Genomic DNA, 22,266 nt, shown 5'->3' on the forward strand with positions numbered 1-22,266 from the left:
TTCTTGGTTTTAAATGTTGTTGATTTTGATTGATACAGCCTTTCTCGCCTTAATGTTTCCACCCCAATGTACGGAGATAAAGTTCGCGAATCCATGCACCTACTTTCTCCCACGTTATATTGTCTACCTCTCGTTTTCCTTCTTCCGACAAGTACTCGAACATACTTTCGTTGTGGCAGATAGAGTACATGGCATCTGCCATCGCCTCTATGTCCCAGTAATCCACCTTTATGCAGTTGTTCAAAATCTCGGCACAGCCACTTTGTTTTGAAATAATGGTGGGCGTTCCGCATTGCATTGCCTCCAAAGGAGATATACCAAAAGGTTCGCTCACCGACGGCATGACGTAGACATCTGATGCCTTCAGGCACTCATAAACTTGGTCGCCTTTCATAAAACCTGGGAAGTGGAAACGGTCAGCAATACCGCGTTCGGCAGCCAAAGTTATCATTTGGTTCATCATATCGCCCGACCCTGCCATACAAAAACGAACGTTGCGTGTGCGTCGCAGCACCATATTGGCAGCCTCGACAAAATATTCTGGTCCTTTCTGCATCGTGATACGACCGAGGAAGGTTACCACTTTCTCCTTTCCTTTGTGCGAAGGTCGTGGCAGGTTTGCCACCTCTTCTCGCAACGGATATACGGCGTTGTGCACCGTGAACACCTTTTCTGGGTTCTGATGATACTGCTTGATAACGGTTTGTCGGGTAAGTTCCGACACACACATAATGCAGTCTGCATTGTCCATTCCGTCTTTCTCTATCGCATAGACCGTAGGATTTACCTTGCCTCGAGAGCGGTCGAAGTCGGTCGCATGCACGTGAATGCACAGCGGTTTTCCCGATATTTTCTTGGCGTGAATACCTGCTGGGAAGGTAAGCCAGTCGTGGGCGTGGATAATATCATAATCCATGGCACGTGCAACCACACCTGCTATAATGGAATAGTTGTTTATCTCTTCGTGCAAATTGGCAGGATAGCCACCCGCAAACTCCATCGCACCAATATCACTCACGTTCATATTGCTGAAATCGGCGTAGATATTATCGCGCAACTTGTAATATAAGTCGGTGTCCATAATGTCGCCCAATCGCCAATTCAGGTAGTCGTGATTGATGTCGCGATACACAATGGGCACGCAGTTCATCGCCACGATGTTGGCAAAAGTCTTATCTTCATCGCCAAAAGGGTGCGGCAGACAGAGCGTAGTCTCTATGTCTCCCTGTGCGTGCAAGCCCTCTGAAATACCAAAATTAGCAGTCGCCAATCCGCCAAATACATGTGGTGGGTACTCCCAACCGAACATTAATACTTTCATTTTGTGTCCTCCTAATCTTAATATTTATATTTTTCGAGTAGTGCCAACGTACGCAGCACCTCACCAACATTCATTGCAAACGATATTGCACCGCGTCCCGAATAGGGCGGATTGCCATCAAAATACTCGGGAATAGTGCCCAAGCAATGGCTCGTAACTTCGTCTTCGTAACCTATCAGCTGTCGTTCAACAAAACTCAAGCGGGTGCGCTTGTAAAGCTTCAGGCAGGCTTCGAGATAGAAACCGCCCAACCACGGCCACGCTGTGCCTTGATGATAGATACGGGTGCGGTGGTCTTGGTCGCCTACACAGACAGGCGTGTATCCCCCACTCTTTGGCGAAAGCGAGCGTAAACCTTTCGGTGTAAGCAGTTCGCGTGTACAAATGTCCACCACACTCTTCTTCTGACTCTGCTCTAACGGCGAATAATCGAGTGCAGCAGCCAATATCATGTTCGGGCGAACACTCCAGTCTACCATGTTTCCGTCTACATAATCGTACAGATAACCGTAGTTATTCAAGAACGTTGCAACAAATGCGTCCTTGCACAAGCTTGCCATTTCTTCTAAATGTGCTGCATATTCGGTTTCGGAAGTGTCGCCGAACAGCCACGCTACAAACTTTATGTCGTTATACCAAAGGGCATTAAACTCTACGATATAGCCCGAACGTGGATTTACAGGCTTGCCGTCTATCATTCCATTCATCCACGTTATGGCTTTGTTTTTGCCTTCTGCGTACAGCAAACCATTGGTATGCAAGAACAAGTTGGGGTGCTTTCCGTTTTCAATGTAGGCTATCATATCTCGCAGAAAATCGCCATAGAGTTTCAAGCAACTCTCTTTTCCAGCTTCTTTTGCATATTGCTGAATTGCCCAGATGCACCACAAAATCACATCGGGTTGCTCTATTTCCTGTATTTCTACCGTCAGCGGTTCGTTCTGCATAAATTCCCGCAAACCTCTTTCGGCGGTTTCCATAACAAGTTCAAAGTAATCTTGCTCCTCAATGCTTAGTGTAAGTCCAGGCAAGGCGATGAACTGGTCGCGTGCCCTACACTTGAACCAAGGATAGCCGGCAAGTATGTAGCGGTCGTCGTTCTTCTTTCGGTTGTGAAACTGGTGGGCAGCATTCACAAGACAATGGAAGAAGTTGTCGCGCGGAGGTCGTAAATCAACCTCTTCATCGAAGATTCGCTTTAGCGTAGATGTCTTTATCTCCGACGTTGAGCCAGAGAAAACAATGCTTTCGCCTTTCTTTATCTTCATTTCAAAATAGCCGGGAACATACAAATCCTCGTCTGAATAATAGCCTCGGGCTTGCTCCTTGGGATATTCCAAGCCACGATACCAATAGGGTTCGTAATGAAACTCGTTGTCTTTTGAGAACTGCATGAACAGTTGCGGATAGCCTTCGTAAAGGCAAGTGGCTATTCCGTTTTCAACATTGTGGTATTCACGGTTTATGGCAGCATTCTCGTGGGTAAACTCGCGCACGCTTCTAAAAGCGAGGAAAGGACGGAACTGCAACAGGGTTGTGCCCTGCCCTTCCAGCAAAGTGTAACGCACAAGTATGCGTTCTTCGTAGCATTGCAACACTACTTCCTTTTTCAGCACCGCATTACCTACCCTATATACAGTGGTAGGTACTTTATCGCAATCAAATTCACGAATGTACTTGTGTCCGTTCGGGCTATAATTTCCTCCGTGATACTTATGCAATCCGAGGTTGAAAGCTGCTCCGTGCTGTATCACTGTTGGGTCGAGCGAACTCAACAGTACGTGGTTCTCGTTGTCTAATTCGGGAACAGGCACAACCAGAAGTCCATGATACTTTCTGGTATTGCAATCTACGATTGTAGAACAAGAATATGCTCCTGACCGATTTGTGCGCAACAACTCTCTTGGCAGGGAATCTTGCAGGTTCGTCATCAAAGCTTTTTCAAATTTAAGGTATCCCATATTTCTCTCGTTTTTATGTCTATACTTAACTATCAAATACTTATATGCTTTTTGTGTGATAGGTGTAAACAACCTACATTATTGGTCAAAGGTACAAATAATATTTATAAACAAGAATTTTATTGCCACTTTTTATACATTATTATTGCTTTTACTAAATTGTAAAGATACATAGTGAGAATAGCAAAAGTTTAGTGAAAAAAACTTGTTTTATAAACGAAAAAGAGGTTATAAAACCGTAAAGATTTTTCACAAACAATTCTATCGCATAACATCTTTATTACCAACACTTTACAAAACCTATTGTTTTGCATTCCAAAAGTGGCTGTTTTGCACGGTAAAAGCGTAGGTTTTGCAGCGCAAAAGAGCCGCTTTCGCAACGCCAAATCGAAATTACCGTTTTTCTTCCGAATTATCTTTACAAAACAAAAGAAACTGCATTTAGTTGCTTCAAACAAAAAAAAGGAAATCAACTCCCCCACGCAAGGAAACAAAAAAGAGGCGAACCCTGCATAGGGAACGCCTCTTATATAAATAATGTAATACAGAATTACTTGTTCATGAACTTCTTACCATTCTGAATTACTACACCCTTGTAGTTCTTACCTACACGCTGACCAGCGAGGTTGTACATTGGAGCATTCTCGTTTTGAGTTGCCTGAACGGTGTCGATAGCATTAGGAACAACCTTTTTAATCTCAATGAGGTTGATTGATGGTACACCTTTGTAAACAGAAGCAACAATACCAACAACATCATATTCGCCTGTTGCAACGAATTGTGCCATATCGTTGAAAGCAGAAAGTTGGAAACCATTGTAAAGCTGTACCTTCTTTTCGCCGTCTACAACGTAATATCTCTTTGATTCTTCGGCTGTAATCTTAACTTTTTCCAACTTAACCAAGTCGCAAAGGTTATCTATTGCGGCAGCAGGAGCAATAACCTTTGGTTCAGCAGCAGCACCTTCAACGTGGTTGAGCTTATCGAGGTTGGTAACGCCAGCTACTTCTATCAGCTCAGGAGTAGCATTGTATTCTGTGTATTGACCCACGATTTCGCCGTTAAGGTCTTCGTTAGCCTTCAAGCCCAGTGTGTGCTTGTAGAAAAGAATTGCACCGGAGTGGTCGCGAACATAAATACTGATGCTGCCACTGCTTAATGTCCATTTGTAAAGTACCTTTGCATTAACAAGTTTCAATATAGCTTTCTTGTCTTTGCCGATAGCCTTAAATTCTGCAATTGAGTTTGCAACAGCAAGTTCTTCCTTTGTGAAAGTCTTTTCAGCAACAGAGCTTTGCTTTCCGTCCTTTACTGCAATTGCCTTTACAGTGGTTGTAGCAGTAAGTTCGAAAGGAGCACTATACAATGTAGAAGCAGTTGTAGGAGCTTCGTTGTTGGTTGTATAATAAATCTTTGTGCCTTCAGCAGCCGAAAGTGTTACGGTTGTTTTGTCCAAGAAAGGAGTAACACCTTCGATAGAAGGAGGTGCAACTGTGTTTGGGTCAGTAGCGCCAATGGTTACGACAACCTTAGTTGCACGAACCTGATACTTAGCTGCGAACTCAACAGCAGCTGCATCGCCTGTCCATGTTCCTGTCTTTTTATCTTCTGTAAAGGTATAACCTTCTACACCTTCAAAGCCATTAGCTCCATACTTACCCTCATTATTAACTTCGCAAGCAAACTCTATCTTTGTGATATTGCCAACAGTTGATGTTATGGTTGTCTTTGAATCCTGATAAAATCTGTAATGCTTGTTGCCTTTAGCATTAAAGGCCGCATTTGTAGATTCAATGGTAATACCACCTTTTTCCATTTTGTCGGGTGTTCCACTTGCACTCGTTGTTCCTTTTGTTTCACTTGGATTGAATGTTACCACTGTTTGTGCATAGGCAGCTGTGCCCACCATTGCCAACACGGCAACGAATGCATTGCGTAAAAATTTGTTCATAATTAAATTAATTTTAATTGATAATGTTGATTAAATATATTTTATTTCGTTGAGATTTCAAAAGTCTAATGCTGACAGCAGGTTTTACTTCACGAACTTCTTACCACCTTTTATATATATACCTTGTGGCAGGGCTGTGTGGTTTGTACCCACATATCGCCCGTCAAGCGTGTAGATTCTTTCGTTGGCAGGTTCGCTATCCGTAGCTATTGTGTTGATGCCTGTTGGGTCTGACTTCTCCAAATAGTTGAAAGTAACGGTTTGTTCCTTTTCATCTTCTGTAATATTATAGAATGGTTTCTTGAGAGTACTCAAATTCAACTTTATTTCTAACAGTTCCGTTATTGCCTTCTCACCAGGGAATGGGTCGCCCTTGTGGCTTTCTCTGTATCTCTTGCGTTCCTCTTTGGTCTTTGCTGTGTAGCTTGAGAACAATTCGCCGTCAGCTGGAACGACTGTCATACCAGGCTTTCCTGGCGTGTCGTTCACGTGGTCGTACATATTTACGCTGCTTTTACCATAGTTTACACGGTAAATCAACATACCGTGTCCTAACTTCGCAACGCCTGAATGCCAGTCCTTGTCTTGTATATTGTGCAGTATAATGTACTCGTCGGTGTTCTCGCTTTCTATCTTGCGTGCCTCATCAGCCTTCAGCGTAACGGTTTGCGCCTTGTCTTCGAGCGTTGTCAGCGACGTCCAGCCCATTACTTCTTTCTCCCATGGCGTGTAAGGAGTAGGAGAAAAGCCGTTGTTGGTGTATTCGCCACCGTCCATTAAGTCCCAATATTCCATACCTTGATTGTCTATCCTTGCTGCATCGGCAATAGGATAAAAGTCTGGCAAGCCCATTGTGTGTGAGAATTCGTGGCAGAATAAGCCAATACCGTTTATCATCTTCACAACCTGTCCGTCTTTTACAGGAGAGGTTCTGTTGGCATTCAGTTCGTTGCTGACACCATAGCGACCTATGGTATAACCGTCGATAACGACGCTTCCAAGTAGATACGACGACTTAGGCCATATATCGGTATCTAAGTTTCCACCCATTGATTGTGCATAACCAGCATAGACAACATAAACCAAGTCTATAATCTTGTCGTTGTTACTGTCATAGTCCTTCCAGTTTATCTGACCTTTTGCAGCCTCGCAAGCATCTTTTATCAGTTCGATAATATTCACATCGTGGCTTGAGCCAGCATCTTTACCATAGAATGCCAATGGCTTCGGCATACGGTAAGGTCCCACCAGACTAAACTGTGGCGTGAACTTTCCGTTGCTCATATCCTTGAAATACTGGCGTACACTACCATAGTTTAATTGTTCGTTTGTGCCCAACGACTTGGGTTTTCCCTCGCCGTTAAGATATTGTTCAAAGCTTGCTTTAGGGTCTTTCACCGTAAAAGGATTGTCGCTGAAGTCTACAAGAATGGTTAAAACCTTCGGGCTACCTTCGTGTGGGAAGTAAGGTATCGATGGCTGACCGATACCAATAGCACGTCGTGCAGCTGTCACCTTTTGGTTTGCACACTCGAAAAAGAGCGTTTTCTTTTGCGCTTTTGCCATCTTTGTTTCTGCCGTTGTACGGTTTTCAGCATTATGTGCCAATAAGTTTGTGGCTTCCAATACACCGTCAGAAGTAACATTTGCAACATAGTAGCCTTTGTTTTTCTTTGCTACCAATATGCCGTCGAGCGTTGAAATCCAACTGAAATGCTCGTCGCCGTGCAACACAAGCGTCAGTTGTGTGCCGTCGGGCTGCGTTACAACAAATGGTGTAGGGTCAGCTTTAGCTGCTCGTGCTACAATTGTAGCTGCAACCAAACAAAATGTAAGTAATAGTTTTTTCATATAATATCTCGTTTATTGTTTTCTTAATTTATGGTTCAGGCAGTGTGATTACACTGTTTATTCAACTTTTTCTAAACACTTAGCCATTTCTTTTGCCAAAGAAATACTGCCCCTTATGCTTAGTCCTGTTTCCATATTCAATAGCATGGTGCGGGCAATGGTGGTAGCAGGCAAAACAAGTTAAGCATTTTCCATTATTCTTCCACTTTGGTTCTTTACCCATTCCTCCGTCTATATCGCCAACGGGACATACCTTTGCACAGATGCCACATTGCACACATTTCTCGCTGTCTACTCTAAAAGGCTTGTCAGTTATAAGGAAATGAGTGAAGAATGCTCCCACAGGACCAGAGAAGAAATCGGGTATTGGACCACGTTTCAGCTGCTTCCAGCCTAATGGCAGGTCGCTTTGACGTGCTTTCTGCTCCTTCACTGTCGAAGCAAAACGAAGAATAACCTTCTCAGCATCTTCTATTTTCTTGCGTTCTTTTTCAGGTTTGTCTACGTCCATTCCTGGCAATCCGACATAAGATTCGGGCATTATCACCGACTCAACAGCATTCAAATCTAACGCTGCTCCAGACTTTACCTTTCTCATCAGCTTTACAAAACGCTCCATTGTTCGCCCAATAGAATCGCCCGTTGTCAGCAAGCAAAAGGTATAATGCCTTGTCTTACTCTGCGAATCTATCTCGAGTAGCTCAAGTGCATGCATGAATTCATCAACAATGCGTGGCACTCGCCAACCATGAACAGGGAATACAAAACCCACTATCTCATCTTTCTGCAAAGTAAATTTAGTGTTTGTCCCCACTGCATCACTTATGGAAACAATGCGTTCGCCGAGACATTGCCCTAACAGCTCTGCTGCCCAACGACTGTTTCCTATACCCGAGAAATAGAATATCATGGTGCAAAAATACTCATAAATTCTGAAACAGCAAAGTCTTAGCAACCTTTTAATCAGTTTTAGTCTTTTATTTTACATTCCGTTCATTCAATACTTAAAAGCCTAATCCTTCCAATTGTAATAGCTTTTGAAAGAAATAGAAATATCAATACAATTGTTTTGCAAATTGAACAGATTTTCAAAAAAATCACATATAAAGTATTGTGGTTTACAATTATTTGTTTAAATTTGCAACCACTGAAGAAATATAATCTCAGATTTTGATATATAAGTTTCATTTAAAATTATTACACAAACATGAAAAAATCTATGATGAGCCTTCTTCTCATGTTGTTGTTCGCACATACCTCGTGGGCAGCACCTGTGAAGTTAAGTACAGCAAGTCAGACTGCTCAGAAGTTCTTGCAGCAATACGGCAAGCAATTGAAGAGCACAAATGCTGCCTATGCTCCAAGAATGAATGCGCAAGGAGCACAAACAACTGCTCCTTACTATGTCTTTAACTCTAAAGATGGCAATGGTTTTGTAATTGTTTCTGGCGACGACCGTACCTCAGAGATTCTTGGCTACAGCACAACTGGTAGCTTCGACATTAACAAAATGTCTGCAAACATGAGAAGCTTTATGGACGGTATGGCTAAGGAAATCAGCTTACTGGACAAATACCAAGCTAATAATACGGCAAAAGCTCCTTCACAAATGAAGGCAAGAACCCCAATTGAGCCATTGGTAAAGGCCGTGTGGAATCAAGATGCTCCTTACAGTGATTTGTGTCCAGATGACCCATACAACACAAGTGTAAAGCTTCCTACAGGTTGTGTAGCTACTGCTATGGCACAAGTAATGTATAAGCACCAATGGCCAGAAACTGTAACAAATTCCATTCCTCCATATACAACCAGAGTGTATGAGAATACAAATAAGTATGGTCAAAGTAAATACAAAACGATTTCGGTAGGCGGTGTTGAAGCAGGCACCAAGATAGACTGGGCAAATATTGAGCCAACATATAATGCTGAAACACCAGCTGAAAAGAACAAAGCAATTGCAGAATTGATGATATACGTTGGCCGTTCAGTAAAAATGGGCTACGATAGAGATGTCAATGGTGGTTCTGGTGCATCTGGTTACCATATAGCTACCGCTTTGAACAAATACTTCAACTACAATGCTTCTACTATTCTTCGTACAGAATATAGCTTAGATGAATTTGAAAACAGACTTTACAATGAAATGGCAGCTGCGCGTCCAGTAGTATTCTGCGGTCAATCAGAAGGTGGTGGACACGCATTCGTTATTGATGGCTACGATGGTAAAGGCTACTTCCACGTAAACTGGGGTTGGGGCGGCGACTCTGACGGCTATTTCAAGATTGCTATTCTTAATCCAGGAAGCACAGCAGGTATTGGTGCAAGTTCTACTTCAGACGGCTATGCAATGGGGCAAATCGCAACAATAGGCATCTCTCCTAACACTTCAGGCGAGCCTGTAGCACTCTTGTTGCAGCCAGAAATTAAGAAAGCATCAAAAGCAGGAAATTCTATCACTTATACAATGTCTAACTTCAACAGAGAAAGAGTAACTGTTGAAACAGGTTTGGGTAAGATTGAAGATGATGGCAGTGTTTCTCCAGTATCAGATATATCTACTTTAGGAGTAAACCCAAATTACCTAATGAAGAAAACTGTTAGAATTACAGGCTTGACTACAGCAGGCGTATTTAAGGTTACACCTATCCAACGTCCTGTTGGTTCTACTGGAAGATGGTATTACGACCCATACATATATGCAACCGTAACAACTTCAAGCACAGGTCAAACTGTAGAATTGAGATTCGATGACTACGGCGATTTCAAAAAGTTGAAAGCTTCTAACTTTAACGTAACAACGGGTGGTGTTATTCGTAAAATGAATAATGTAAACGTAACTGTAAAGAATACAGCTGACCACGAAGTACACACCACAGTTTACTTGATTTACGAAACTACCAATAATGCAGGACAAACTACAAAGCAACTCCACTCACAAGTACCTGCAACCGTTCCTGCAAATAGCAGTATTGTATTGCCAATGAGCTTCTATGCTGATAAACTTGGCCAACATAACGTTTCTTTGTGTATAACAGAAGACTACCAAAACTTCCAAAGTCTTGGTGCTGGAAAAGTAGAAGTTGTAAGCGCACCTACCAAAGAGTCATTGTCTTACAGCTATAAATTTAAAGGCACAAACAACACAACAGTGTATGGTAACAGAATTGAAGGCACTGTAACAATCAAAAATAAAGGTAACGAGGCTTTCCACGAGAAATTAACGGTTGCCAGAGCTCATTCAACCGACAATCAAGACCAAGCATTCGGTGCATCAAAAGAAGTATCACTTAACCCTGGCGAGTCTACAACAATTGACTTTGAATTTGACAATTGTGCATACAGCAAACATATTATGGTTGTAACTTATTACAATCCTTCATCAGGAACAGGTATTAAGAAAGGTTCAGCTAAGTATGTAACTGTCAAGAACGGCTTCATTGTTTACAACGGCGACGGTTCACGTCAAGGCTATGCTCCAGCTGCTACCATTACAGTTCCAGCAGAAGCTGCAGCTGTAGACTTGCGTGGTATTGAGTTCACTACTGTTGAACCAAACAGCAATCCTAACACATTGTACTATGTAGATGCTGCCAAGGCTTCTGCAGCAGGCTTACCTGCACAGAACGTAGTTGTAAGCGAGAAGGCTACAAAGGTAGTACTTACCGATGGTAACGACTTCTACTGCCCAGCAACATTCACTGCTGACGAAATCTCTTACACACGTAAGTTCGACAAGGCTTCTGATGGTAAGACAAACTACGAAGGTCTTTACATTCCATTCACTCCAACTTCTATCATGGACGGTGCAAAGACATTGGCATGGCAGACTAAGGACGGCGAAGCTAAAGACTTCTTCTTGATGCAATATGCTGGCTCTAACGCCAACAAGCTGAACTTCGTTTACGCTGACGAAACATTCAACGGCAACATTCCTTACCTCATGGCTGTACCTCAAGCACTCGTAGGCAAGAACATTACTTTCGGTGCCAAGAATGTGAAGATTATAGACAATGCAACTCGTTTCTGCTCTGCAGACAACAATCACTTCGTCTTCACTGGTGTTTCAAGCAAGAAGACTTTGGCAGAAAACGACTATGCACTTTCTGCTGATGCTAAGTTCTTCGAGTTGAAGCCAGCAGCTACAGTTGATGCTTTCCGTGCATACATCATCGGCCACGATGGTTTGGATAAGCTCGAAATCTTGTTCAACGGCGACTTCGTTACAGGTATCAACGGCATCAACAACAACGACACTGAAGTTAAGACTGTTTACGACCTCCAAGGTCGCCGTCTCCCAGCTGAGGCAGCAACCAAGAAGGGTGTTTACATCATAAACGGCAAGAAAGTTGTTGTGAAGTAAAAGACAACGCTTCCCACATTGTTGGGACAGATAAACAAATACAAGAGGTTGTATCATACTTTTGATACAACCTCTTATTTTTTGCAGTAAACCGTGCAGTGGCATCGTTTACATAACAATTCCCCCACTCTTTCTCCTCCTTTAAAGAACTCATACCCGTAACTTCCTTCCCTTTTCATCTTCTCCAAGGAGGCAATATTTGCCCCAAAAATCTTTGTCTGCCAAATTATTTACGTGTAAAGAAATATTTATTTACACGTATGGAAATATTTACAAACACGTAGAAAAATATTTCTTTACACGTAAATAATTCTTCTGTGAACAGCTGAAGTTGGAAAACACTTTAGAAAATACAACGAAAAACAGAAGGGAACACTTCATTATCCCAAGCCACCAAGCCATCGTCCCACTGCTGTTTACACTCCTCATTTTTCGGTATTTTTCTTTATCACACTTATATAACAAAATCTTTTAGTACCTTTGCACACGTAAAAAGATAGGATATGGCAATAAAAGCAGCATTTTTCGATATAGACGGTACACTCGTTTCGTTTAAGACTCACAAAATTCCACAATCAACAATCGATGCAATAACAAGGGCAAAGCGCAAAGGTATAAAGATATTTATTGCCACAGGACGTCCCGTTGCCATTATCAACAATATTACAGACATAAAGCATCTGGTGGACGGATACATCACTTTCAACGGTGCTTACTGCTTTATGGGCAACCAAGACTTTGTACTCTCGCCTATCCCCAATGCTGATGTGCAGACGATGATAGCCGATGCCGAACGCCGCGACTACTGCGTATTGGTATGCGGAAAGCAAGAGGTGGTGATACACAACTACAAGAAGGTATTTACCGACATCTTCGTACACGACTTGGGAGTGAACAATGTAGACGAAAGCAGAACGATTGCTGACTTACAGGGTCAGCCCATCTTGCAACTTACACCTTTCTTCACGCAAGCCGACGAAGACATTATAATACCCGATATGCCCCACTGCGTTTCGGCACGCTGGCACCCTGCATTCACCGACATCACCGTAAAAGGTGCCAACAAAGGCAATGCACTGACCACAGTGGCTGCACAATTAGGCATCGACATTGCCGACTGCATAGCCTTTGGCGATGGTGGCAACGACCTTTCCATACTGAAAGCAGCAGGCATTGGCGTGGCTATGGGGAATGCCAACAACGAGGTGAAAGCGGCTGCCGACTACGTTACAACATCGGTAGACGAAGACGGCATTTGGAAAGCGATGCAACATTTCGGGGCATTGGAAGAGGAATAACAAAAAGGCAATACTCGATATCCCGACAGAACGACTTATCGTTAAATTGAAAAGGTATATCGAATATCCAACAAAAGAGAACAGACAATTTGAAAACAAAACATATAGAAACCATCAAACAAGAAAAGCGTGTGCGCTTTGTGGTGCTCTTCACTTTACTCATCATAGCGATAGAAGTGATTGTTGGCATCACTTCTCACTCTATGGCACTCTTGGCTGACGCCATTCATCTTAGTTCGCACGAACTTATATTAGGGCTGAACTGGGCTGCATACCTGTTGGTGCGCCGTCTGCAAAACAAGCAGTCGGAGAACTACGACACAAGCAAGATACTGAGCTTATCGGCTTTCACAAGTGGAATATTTCTGCTCGCAACGGCTATCTTCATTGTTATAGAAGCATTTGAACGCCTGAACGGGCACGAAGGACACATTACGAACCACAACTTTGCCATAATTACGGCGGTTGTGGGGTTAGTGGCAAACATTATCTGCGTGCGCGTAATGTACGATAAGAATGGCAAAGCCGACTACAACAGCCACGCTGTCTACCTGCATTTACTATCCGACATCTTGGCAAAGGCAGGCATCGTTATTGGCATTGTGTGCGCTATGCTGTGGGATATACTGTGGATTGATGCTGCTGTCGCCATCATCTCGGCACTCATTGCAGCCCATTGGGCAAAGAATTTGCTATGGGATACAGGTCGCACACTAACAAAGGCGTAAGCAGAAAACAAGACAAACAACAACACATACCAATGAGCATACTTCCTGAATACATAAAGAAACTGTTTGGAACAGGGCGACAAGCAACGAGCAAAAACGTTGCCTTGGTGCTCTCGGGCGGTGGCGCAAGGGGCTACTTCCATATCGGAGCTATCGAAGTATTGCAAGAACGGGGCTACAATATCGTAGCCGTGGCAGGCACATCGATGGGCGCATTGGTAGGTGCAGCATACGCCAACGGAAAGCTGAACGAACTAAAAACATTCGTTACAGGGCTGAACAAGAAACAGATAGCAAACATAATCACTCCCACTATGGGGCTTGACCATGTAGCAAGCGACAAGAACCTCATAGAAATAATGAAACCGTTATTAGGCAAAACCAAGATAGAAGACTTACCTATACCCTTCGTCTGCTGCGCATCTGACATCGTAAGCGGCACAGAACGTGTGTTTCAGAAGGGTTCGCTGCTAACAGCCGTACGCGCATCTATCTCCATTCCTTGCTTCTTCAAGCCTGTAAGCGAGAACAACCATATTAATATAGACGGCAGCATACACAATACGCTTCCGTTAGACCGTGTGGCACGACAGGCAGGCGACCTATTGGTGGCTATCAACGTGAACGGTTCCGACACCTGCCCGTACAACGCTTACCAGAAAACAGTGGAAGAAGAGAATGGCTTTTTGGCAAATATAAGAAAACGAATGCCTTTCCACAATGTACAGTTTTCGGCAAACTACCTGAATATGGCAATACGTGTGGCAAGCCTAACCATACAAACCAACACGCAACTGGCACTCAAGCTGACACCTCCCGATATATGTGCCGAACTGCCGATGAACGCTTTTTCGCTCTTCGACTTCGACAAAGCCACAGAAATAATAGCGTGTGGGCGTGCGGAAATGGAACGTAGGCTTGACGAATACGAACAAAAGACAAAGAATTAAGAAAGGAAACAGAAAATGACAGAAACAATAATCGGCTTATCAATACCACTTTTGGGAACGGTTTTAGGGTCGGGATTTGTGTTTTTTATGCGCAATGAAATGCCTGCGCGCCTACAAAAAGCATTGCTGGGCTTTGCTTCTGGCGTTATGGTGGCAGCATCTATATGGTCGCTCATCATACCGTCTATGGATATGTGGGCAGACCAAGGACGCCTGCGCATAGTGCCCGCCTTGGTTGGTTTCTTAGTGGGTATAGCCTTTTTGTTGCTCATCGACTATATCACACCCCACCTTCATATTGGCAGCAGTAAACCCGAAGGACCACGCACCAAGCTGAGCCGAACGGCTATGCTCACCTTTGCCGTTACCATTCACAATCTTCCCGAAGGTATGGCAGTAGGTGTTGTACTGGCAGGAGCCTTGCAAACAGGAAGTTACATATCAACAGCTGCAGCGATGACGATGGCGATTGGTATTGCCCTTCAGAACATTCCTGAAGGTGCCATCATCTCTATGCCGATGCGCGAAGCAGGTAACTCACGTATGAAATCGTTCATCATCGGTTCGCTTAGTGGCGTAGTAGAACCTATTGGTGGCATACTCGTAATACTGTTGGCAAGTGCCATAACGCCCGCCCTGCCCTATTTGCTGAGTTTTGCAGCAGGTGCTATGTTCTATGTGGTGGTAGAAGAACTCATACCAGAAGCATCTGAAGGCGAACATTCCAACCTTTCTACCATTGGTTTTGCCATTGGCTTTGCCCTTATGATGACCTTAGACGTGGTGTTAGGATAATTCTCGATAAGTGCTTTTATAGCTATTAGTGAACCGAAAAACACTTGTCGATAAAGAAAACTTTTTCTTTTATTCAATTTTTTATTGGCATTTAAAGTGCTAATATTTAACGATATAAACCTAAAACTCATAATTTTAGGAAGAAAATAACACAAAAAAAGTAGGGAAAATATTTGGAAGTATACAAAAAACTCACTAACTTTGCCATAGTTTTTTTTAGTGGTTAATTTAGTTTTAGTATTGGAACCTTGGTTGATGTGATATCAGTCAAGGCTTTTTTATACCTGCTATTTTTATTCGTTTTGTAAAGAACAGCAATGCCAAGCCGTTCTTACATTATCCTTTCCTTTATATCTGTACAATACACAACCTTCATAGCAAATCTATCAAAGTACAAATTAAAGCAATTGATTTATATCATAAAACAACGATAAAAGGGCTCAAAAGTTACAAAACAAACTATTCAATGCATTAAAAATAAAAAACTTTCGTATCTTTGCATCGTAAGATTAAGGATAATAACAAACAAAGCTGTCGGAATAAAACATTGCTGGCAGCTTTTTAAAAAGAAAGGATTAATTATGACAATAGCATTATTAGCAACAACAGCATTCGTAGTATCAACACTCGTGGCTGCATTCGACAATAAGTATTAAGCGCAAAACAAGGTATCGCTAAAGGGCTGTATTCCTTACAACGCAAACAGTTAAAGGCATAGCAACAAGCGATACAACGATACTAAAACGAAAGAACCCTAAAACATTCTTCGCAATAGCAAAGACCTGTTTTAGGGTTCTTTCTTATTTATATATATTGTTGAATCATTCTTTTGGTAGGCTAAAAGCGGTTGAAAACATACTTTCTTGCCCAAAAGAACTGAAGAATGCCACGGAAAGAAAGGAATATAAGGAAGGCTATCCACAAAGCATTGTTGCCCAAAGATGGCTTGGCAACATAATAGAAAGCAAAGAAGCAAGCCATTGCTATGGCAGAAGGAACAAGCATTCCCTTTGTTTCGGTCATACCGATAAATATGCCATCGTATATAAAAGCTGCAACACCTGCAAGCGGAATAAAATAAACCCAAACAAGATAAGGTATCGAAGCTCGAACAACATATTCCTCATCGGTGAGCAAACGAAGAAAATCGAGGCCGCCGAAAACGTAAACCGACGTGAACAAAACTACCATAACGCCGCCAAAAATAAACAAACGGCGCACCATTTGCAGAAATCTCGCCTTATCCTTTGCCCCATATAGCTTACCACTCAAAGCCTCACCAGCATAGGCAAAGCCGTCCATAAAGTAGGAAAAGAGGGTAAACATCGTCATCAATAGCGTATTTACCGACAGCATTAGCGCACCTTGCTTGCCACCTGCGCTTGTGAAAAAGAGATTGACAGCTACCAAACAAAGCGTGCGTAGAAATATATCGCGGTTTACAACGAAGAAGCGTTGCCAAGCCTCAACGTGGGCAAGTGTAGACTTGAAAAGCGATAAGGAAAGCTGTGCAGTAGTTGCCGATGCATAGAAAGTTTTGTTTCTAAGTCCACGGTGCACAAAGAACAATGCCATAAAGAAACCGCTCCATTGCGCTATTAGTGTGCCTGCAGCAACTCCTTCTATCTTCCAACCAAAGGCAAAGACGAACAACAACGAGGCGAAAATATTGATAATGTTTTGCACAATGGCTATCAGCATAGGTATTTTCGTATTCTGCATACCGATAAACCACCCCGTCAGCCCGTACAAACCAAGCATAGCAGGTGCTCCCCAAATAGCTATGCGAAAGTAAGCACGCACCAATGGCAAAGAAGTTTCGGGGGTATTCATTGCACGAACCATTCCCCACTCTATCGCAGACTGGCAAACAATGAACGTCATACCCATACCGACACCAATGGTTAAGGCACGAAGCAACACACGAAGCGCGTCCTCCCAATCCTCTCTGCCGTATGCCTGAGACGTCATTCCACTTGTACCCATGCGCAAAAAGCCCAATATCCAATACATAATATTGAATATCATAGAGCCGATAGCAATAGCACCAATGTAGTTTTCGTTGCCTATATGTCCTACAATCGTTAAATCGACCAAGCCCAAAAGCGGCACGGTGATGTTGCTAACGATTGACGGAATGGCAAGGTTGAGTATTTCTCTGTTTGTCTTATCCACGCTGTTTCATCGAATATAGTCTTTCGACACCAAGTCGTAGTAAAGTGCTTCGAGTTCAGCTAACGACAATCGCTCCACCGAATGTTCTATTATTCTTATGAGTTCTGCCTTTCTTGCGTCGTCTTGTATTTTGTCGAAATCCATATTTATAATCTTAATTCTAATTCGTTGATGGCCTCTTGCATATCTGCTGCAAAGGTTGTGTGGTTGCAAAGAAACTCTTTTCTGCCTTTGGCAAGGTGCGCATAGAGTTCCTTATTCATATCGTTTACATACGATGCAATGGCAAATTCGATGTCATCTCTTTGCGTTTCGCTATTGGAAAACTCGTAAACACGATATTTCTGATGCAGAAAACAGTAGGCAGATTCTATACTATCCTTGTTTATCATAGGTTATTGGCTTTGCAAAAGAATTGGAACAGTTATACAAAACCGAACAACTTCCGCTTCGTTCTTCGTAAGTTCTTTGCGTTTGCATATTGCTTTTGGTTAGTAAAGAACTATGGTTTCACTTTAAATCGCACACGAAACGACCGACTGTACTCGTCCCAATTTGTACCCAAAAGTTCAAATTTACCTATCTGTAACGTAGAACGAACGTGCTTGCCGATGCACGGACACACATCGTAATCGCCTATTCTAACGAGTCTTATCTTCTCTGAAGCATCTTCAGGAAGTCGTTCGAGCGTTACTCCTTCGGGCAATTCGGTGCGTTCCACAAGCTCGTAGGTTACAGGAAGGTCAGCTTCGATGAGCCTGTTCATTTCGTCTTCTATCGCTTTTTCGTCTTTTCGAGATGGTTTTTTCGAAAGTACGAAAGTCATTTTACTTTTCTTTCGTTCTATGTGCGCATTCTTACTGCGCTCCGTTCCGAACATTCTTACCATGAGTTGGTTAAGAAGATGCTCTGCCGTATGTGCAGGAGGAAACTCTTCCTTATTATGTTGATTGAATGTGTAATCGTCTAATTCCATAGCTTAAAATTTATAAATCCTTCCACTAAGTCCTACAACCACCATCTCGACAGGACTATCTTGCTGCAAAATAGCCGTTTGTTGGTCGCCTGAAAGCAAATCAACCATATCTTTCTTACCCTCTGTCAGCTCCATATAGTCGAACGCATGGGCAGGGATATTCACACGAACGTGAGCCTCAGCTTCGCCAAAGTTGGCAACAACAAGCAAGGTTGTATTGCCAAAACTGCGCAAAAAGGCAAACATTTTGTTGCTATCGAAGTCTTCATTCGCCTCGTTGGCATACATAAGGTCGAACGTTTTGCCCTCGCTGACGGCTTTCTCACTATTGCAAATATTCAATATTGTGTGGTAATCCTTTTCCAATTGCAGTTGTTCAGCCGACAACTCGCTACGCTCAAAGAAACCTTTGCGAATGGCATCAACGCTCCAATAGTCGAAAATAGTAGAGCGACCGTCTACGCCTGAGAAGCCTTCGCCGTCCACTCCTCGCTCGCCGAACTCCTGTCCTGCATAAATCATCACGGGATTACGCTGAAACAAGGCTGAAACAATAAGCGCAGGGATTCCTTTTTGCATATTTCCGCAAAAGAAATCGGACGCTATTCGCTGCTCGTCGTGGTTCTCAAGGAAGTACAATATATGCTCACGAATATCGTCGGTAGCCTGCCATTGCTGCGAAATATTACTTGCCGAACGGTACCCACACATCACATCGCGCAAGCAATCGTACATGCCCACCTTGTCGTACAGATAGTCGAAACCTGCTGCAACATACGTTCTATACTGATTAGGGTCGTACACTTCGCCAATGAAAACGATGTGGGGATACTGCGCTTTTACCTTTTCGGTGGCATACTTCCAAAACTCATGGGGCACCATTTCTGCCATATCGCAGCGGAAACCATCAACTCCTTTAGCCGCCCAGAACAGCAATATGTCGGTCATTTTGTGCCAAGTATCGGGTATTGGTTCAAAATGGGTGCTGCGTCCGCCCCAATCGCAATAATCAATACCGTAATTCAGCTTGACGGTTTCGTACCAATCGTTGGCTTGTGGGTGTGCATCGAACCTGTCGTTACCCGTGCAGCGTGCCACCGTCTCGGTGTATTCAGCCGCCATTTCGTTTGAATTATCAGCCTCAGTACCCTTGGGAAGCGGTATCGCTGATATATCCAAAGGTTCGTTAGGACAATAATAGAAGTTGTTATTCACATCGAAATGCTTGCCCGTATCGTCGGTTTCGCCCAAATCTTTCACGCCCTTTGGCTTGCAAATGCTCTTGTATTCGCGCGCCACATGGTTGGGAACGAAGTCGATAATCACCTTCAAGCCTTCCTTATGGGTGCGTTTTACCAAGTCTTCAAACTCGCTCATACGTTCCGCAACATTATCAGCGATGTCGGGGTCGATGTCGTAATAGTCGGTAATGGCATAGGGCGAACCAGCCTTACCCTTAACAACGCGTGGTGTCTGACGTGGAATACCGAAAGCAGAATAGTCGGTGCAAGTGGCATGACGAATGACACCAGTGTACCAAATGGTATTTACACCGAGCGACTTTATCTGCTGCAACGTTGCAACATCAAAGTCATTCATCTTTCCAACACCATTTTCTGCAAGCGTACCGTTTGGCTTTCTATTGCTGTTCTTGTTGCCAAAGGTACGTGTAAACACTTGGTAAATTACTAATTTCATAAGTTTTGGCTTATATCCGATAGAATAAAAAGGACACAACTCCCCACATTTCCTTACACCCCCTTGGGCTTTTCAAGCTAACTTTCTACGAGCCAAGCAACAGGAAATACAGGGGCTTGTGTCCCTACATGAAAATTATTGAGGTGGAAACAGCACTGCTATCTATTGCAGTTGCCGTGCTATATTATTCCACTCCGTGAGCATTCACTTCCTTATCTATCTTGCTTATCATACCTTGAAGTGCCTTTCCAGGACCACATTCAATAAATTCGGTTGCACCATCGGCAATCATGTGCTGTACGCTTTCGGTCCAACGAACGCTCGATGTAAGCTGTGCGATAAGGTTTGCCTTTATTTCTGCTGCATCGGTGTGTGGCTTAGCGTCTACATTCTGATATACAGCGCACTTAGGCGATGCTATATTGGTAGCCTCAATACCTGCCTGCAACTCGTCTTTTGCAGCCTGCATGAATGGCGAGTGGAATGCTCCGCCCACCTTCAAAGGCAACGCACGCTTGGCACCAGCTTCCTTCAACAACTCACAAGCCTCGTCGATACCTTCCTTTGAACCAGAAATTACCAACTGACCGGGGCAGTTAAAGTTGGCTGCAACAACCATTTTGCCACTCTTTGTAACTTGTTCGCAAACCTCTACCACCTTTTCGTCAGCCAAACCGATAATCGCAGCCATCGTACCAGGGTTCAACTCGCAAGCTTTCTGCATGCAGTTTGCACGCAAAGCAACGAGCTTCAAGCCGTCTTCAAACGACAATGCGCCTGCTGCTACCAATGCCGAGAACTCGCCGAGAGAGTGTCCTGCCACCATTTCAGGCTTGAAATCGTCGCCCAAGCAAAGTGCTGAAATTACACTGTGGAGGAACACTGCAGGCTGTGTTACGTTGGTTTGCTTCAACTGTTCGTCTGTTCCTGCAAACATTATATCGGTTATCTTAAAGCCAAGAATTTCGTCAGCTTTATCGAAAAGTTCTTTTGCTAAAGGGTTGTTGTCATACAGGTCCTTGCCCATACCTACAAACTGTGAGCCCTGTCCAGGGAATACAAATGCTTTCATCTTTATTTCTTTTTATTTAATCTTTTAGGGTACAAAAGTACAATAATAATATGAAACACACAAATTTCCGCCCTTTCACCTTATATATAATTAGGTGAAAAGATGATGATTATAAAGTTGCCGTTCCCTAAATCGACTGCTCATACATAAAAATAGAAATAAAACCTCTTCTTTTAAAATAGCTTTTGATGTGCCTGAGAGGCTGATTTCTGAATTATCAGAACTTTGAGAAATATTTATTTACGTGTAAAGAAATTATTATTTACGTGTAGAAAAATATTTATTTACACGTAAAGAATTTGTCAGATTAATCGTTTTACCATGCGATTACACCACTAAAAAGAGGGATACTCCACATTCCAGAGAAACAAAGCATTGCCAGGCATACTCTCGCCAGCATCGCTTCGGGTGCCGCTATCTACTATCTTGCGGAACTCATCGAGCGAAATCCGACCCCTTCCCACCTCTATCAACGTGCCGACAACGGCGCGAACCATATTGCGAAGGAAACGGTTGGCAGTAATCACGAAGCACCATTCCTCTGCTTCGGCTGCATCATCGTGAATGGATAGCTCGGTCTTGCAGCGTTCCCAGCGTGCCTCTGTCAAGTTGCAAATGGTGGTTTTGTTGTCGCCCCCAGCCTTGCAAAAGCACTTAAAGTCGCGTTCACCGACAAGATAACTTGCTGCTTCGTTCATACGTTCGTAGTCTAATGTGTAAGGCATCTCGCAAGAATAGGCTCTCAAAAATGGGTTTCGCCCATGGTGTATATAATAATGATAGGTGCGAGAGGTGGCTGAAAAGCGTGCGTGCAGTTCGCTATCGACAGCGAAAACAGCCGTTACAGCAACATCGCGGGGCAGCAAGCGGTTCAGTTTGTACGCCAGCTGCTTGCAGTCGATGCCCTCTTGTCCATCAAAATGGGCTATCATGGTGCGTGCGTGCACTCCCGCATCGGTTCGTCCAGCCCCTGTTACGCTTATCTTTGTGCGCAATAAGGTTGATAAAGCCTTTTCCAAGACCTCTTGAACCGATATTCCGTTGGGCTGAATTTGCCAACCGTGATAGTTCGTACCGTCGTATGAGAATTTTATAAAGTATCTTTGCATAAGTAGATGCAAAGATACGGA

At 43.3% G+C, this 22,266-nt stretch carries 17 protein-coding genes; 5 read left to right on the top strand and 12 right to left on the bottom strand.

Features of this window, described 5'->3' with window-relative positions; translation table 11 throughout:
• Positions 1 to 49 precede the first annotated feature (49 nt).
• The 5 genes from BWX39_RS06980 to BWX39_RS07005 form a co-directional block, all read right to left on the bottom strand.
• Positions 50 to 1,321, bottom strand: coding sequence for a glycosyltransferase family 4 protein (locus tag BWX39_RS06980; protein WP_028905054.1), 1,272 nt, complete (start codon positions 1,319 to 1,321; stop codon positions 50 to 52).
• A 17-nt stretch (positions 1,322 to 1,338) separates the two neighbouring features.
• Positions 1,339 to 3,282 carry a glycogen debranching enzyme N-terminal domain-containing protein gene (locus BWX39_RS06985; protein WP_028905055.1) on the bottom strand — a complete coding sequence of 648 codons (1,944 nt, stop codon included), beginning with the start codon at positions 3,280 to 3,282 and terminating at the stop codon, positions 1,339 to 1,341.
• A 550-nt stretch (positions 3,283 to 3,832) separates the two neighbouring features.
• A complete protein-coding gene (locus BWX39_RS06995; RefSeq protein ID WP_028905056.1) occupies positions 3,833 to 5,233 on the bottom strand; it encodes a chitobiase/beta-hexosaminidase C-terminal domain-containing protein in 1,401 nt (466 codons plus the stop codon).
• Between the two features lie 84 nt (positions 5,234 to 5,317).
• Positions 5,318 to 7,084, bottom strand: coding sequence for a M6 family metalloprotease domain-containing protein (locus BWX39_RS07000; RefSeq protein WP_028905057.1), 1,767 nt, complete (start codon positions 7,082 to 7,084; stop codon positions 5,318 to 5,320).
• 79 nt (positions 7,085 to 7,163) lie between these two features.
• A complete protein-coding gene (locus tag BWX39_RS07005; protein ID WP_028905058.1) occupies positions 7,164 to 7,994 on the bottom strand; it encodes an EFR1 family ferrodoxin in 831 nt (276 codons plus the stop codon).
• Between the two features lie 309 nt (positions 7,995 to 8,303).
• Between BWX39_RS07005 and BWX39_RS07010 the strand changes: the two genes are divergently transcribed.
• The 5 genes from BWX39_RS07010 to BWX39_RS07030 all read left to right on the top strand — a co-directional run bounded on the left by BWX39_RS07010 (position 8,304) and on the right by BWX39_RS07030 (position 15,215).
• On the top strand, positions 8,304 to 11,444 hold the full coding sequence (locus BWX39_RS07010) for a C10 family peptidase (protein WP_244271466.1): 3,141 nt from the start codon (positions 8,304 to 8,306) through the stop codon (positions 11,442 to 11,444).
• 503 nt (positions 11,445 to 11,947) lie between these two features.
• Positions 11,948 to 12,742, top strand: a complete 795-nt coding sequence (locus BWX39_RS07015) for a Cof-type HAD-IIB family hydrolase (RefSeq protein ID WP_028905060.1) — start codon at positions 11,948 to 11,950, stop codon at positions 12,740 to 12,742.
• An 89-nt stretch (positions 12,743 to 12,831) separates the two neighbouring features.
• Positions 12,832 to 13,470: a cation diffusion facilitator family transporter gene (locus tag BWX39_RS07020; RefSeq protein ID WP_028905061.1), complete on the top strand. Its 639-nt coding sequence runs from the start codon at positions 12,832 to 12,834 to the stop codon at positions 13,468 to 13,470.
• Between the two features lie 32 nt (positions 13,471 to 13,502).
• Positions 13,503 to 14,420, top strand: coding sequence for a patatin-like phospholipase family protein (locus BWX39_RS07025; RefSeq protein ID WP_028905062.1), 918 nt, complete (start codon positions 13,503 to 13,505; stop codon positions 14,418 to 14,420).
• Between the two features lie 15 nt (positions 14,421 to 14,435).
• Positions 14,436 to 15,215, top strand: a complete 780-nt coding sequence (locus BWX39_RS07030) for a ZIP family metal transporter (RefSeq protein WP_028905063.1) — start codon at positions 14,436 to 14,438, stop codon at positions 15,213 to 15,215.
• Between the two features lie 837 nt (positions 15,216 to 16,052).
• On the opposite strand, the gene BWX39_RS07035 is transcribed toward BWX39_RS07030, so the two are convergent.
• The 7 genes from BWX39_RS07035 to truA form a co-directional block, all read right to left on the bottom strand.
• Entirely contained in the window at positions 16,053 to 17,390 is a 1,338-nt protein-coding gene (locus BWX39_RS07035) for an MATE family efflux transporter (RefSeq protein WP_028905064.1), read from the bottom strand.
• A 6-nt stretch (positions 17,391 to 17,396) separates the two neighbouring features.
• Complete coding sequence (locus tag BWX39_RS12250) at positions 17,397 to 17,534, bottom strand: hypothetical protein (RefSeq protein ID WP_167653648.1); 138 nt, start codon at positions 17,532 to 17,534, stop codon at positions 17,397 to 17,399.
• A 2-nt stretch (positions 17,535 to 17,536) separates the two neighbouring features.
• A complete protein-coding gene (locus tag BWX39_RS07040; protein WP_014709805.1) occupies positions 17,537 to 17,782 on the bottom strand; it encodes a hypothetical protein in 246 nt (81 codons plus the stop codon).
• 110 nt (positions 17,783 to 17,892) lie between these two features.
• Complete coding sequence (locus tag BWX39_RS12500; protein WP_028905065.1) at positions 17,893 to 18,366, bottom strand: alanyl-tRNA editing protein; 474 nt, start codon at positions 18,364 to 18,366, stop codon at positions 17,893 to 17,895.
• Between the two features lie 3 nt (positions 18,367 to 18,369).
• The gene (locus BWX39_RS07050) at positions 18,370 to 20,064 is read right to left on the bottom strand and encodes an alpha-amylase family protein (protein WP_028905066.1); all 1,695 of its coding nucleotides are present in this window, start codon (positions 20,062 to 20,064) and stop codon (positions 18,370 to 18,372) included.
• A gap of 184 nt (positions 20,065 to 20,248) precedes the next feature.
• Positions 20,249 to 21,136, bottom strand: coding sequence for an ACP S-malonyltransferase (gene fabD, locus BWX39_RS07055; protein ID WP_014709802.1), 888 nt, complete (start codon positions 21,134 to 21,136; stop codon positions 20,249 to 20,251).
• A gap of 335 nt (positions 21,137 to 21,471) precedes the next feature.
• The gene (gene truA / locus BWX39_RS07060; RefSeq protein ID WP_028905067.1) at positions 21,472 to 22,245 is read right to left on the bottom strand and encodes a tRNA pseudouridine(38-40) synthase TruA; all 774 of its coding nucleotides are present in this window, start codon (positions 22,243 to 22,245) and stop codon (positions 21,472 to 21,474) included.
• Positions 22,246 to 22,266: the final 21 nt, after the last annotated feature.

It is taken from the genome of Prevotella intermedia ATCC 25611 = DSM 20706, from assembly GCF_001953955.1.
GTDB lineage: Bacteria > Bacteroidota > Bacteroidia > Bacteroidales > Bacteroidaceae > Prevotella > Prevotella intermedia.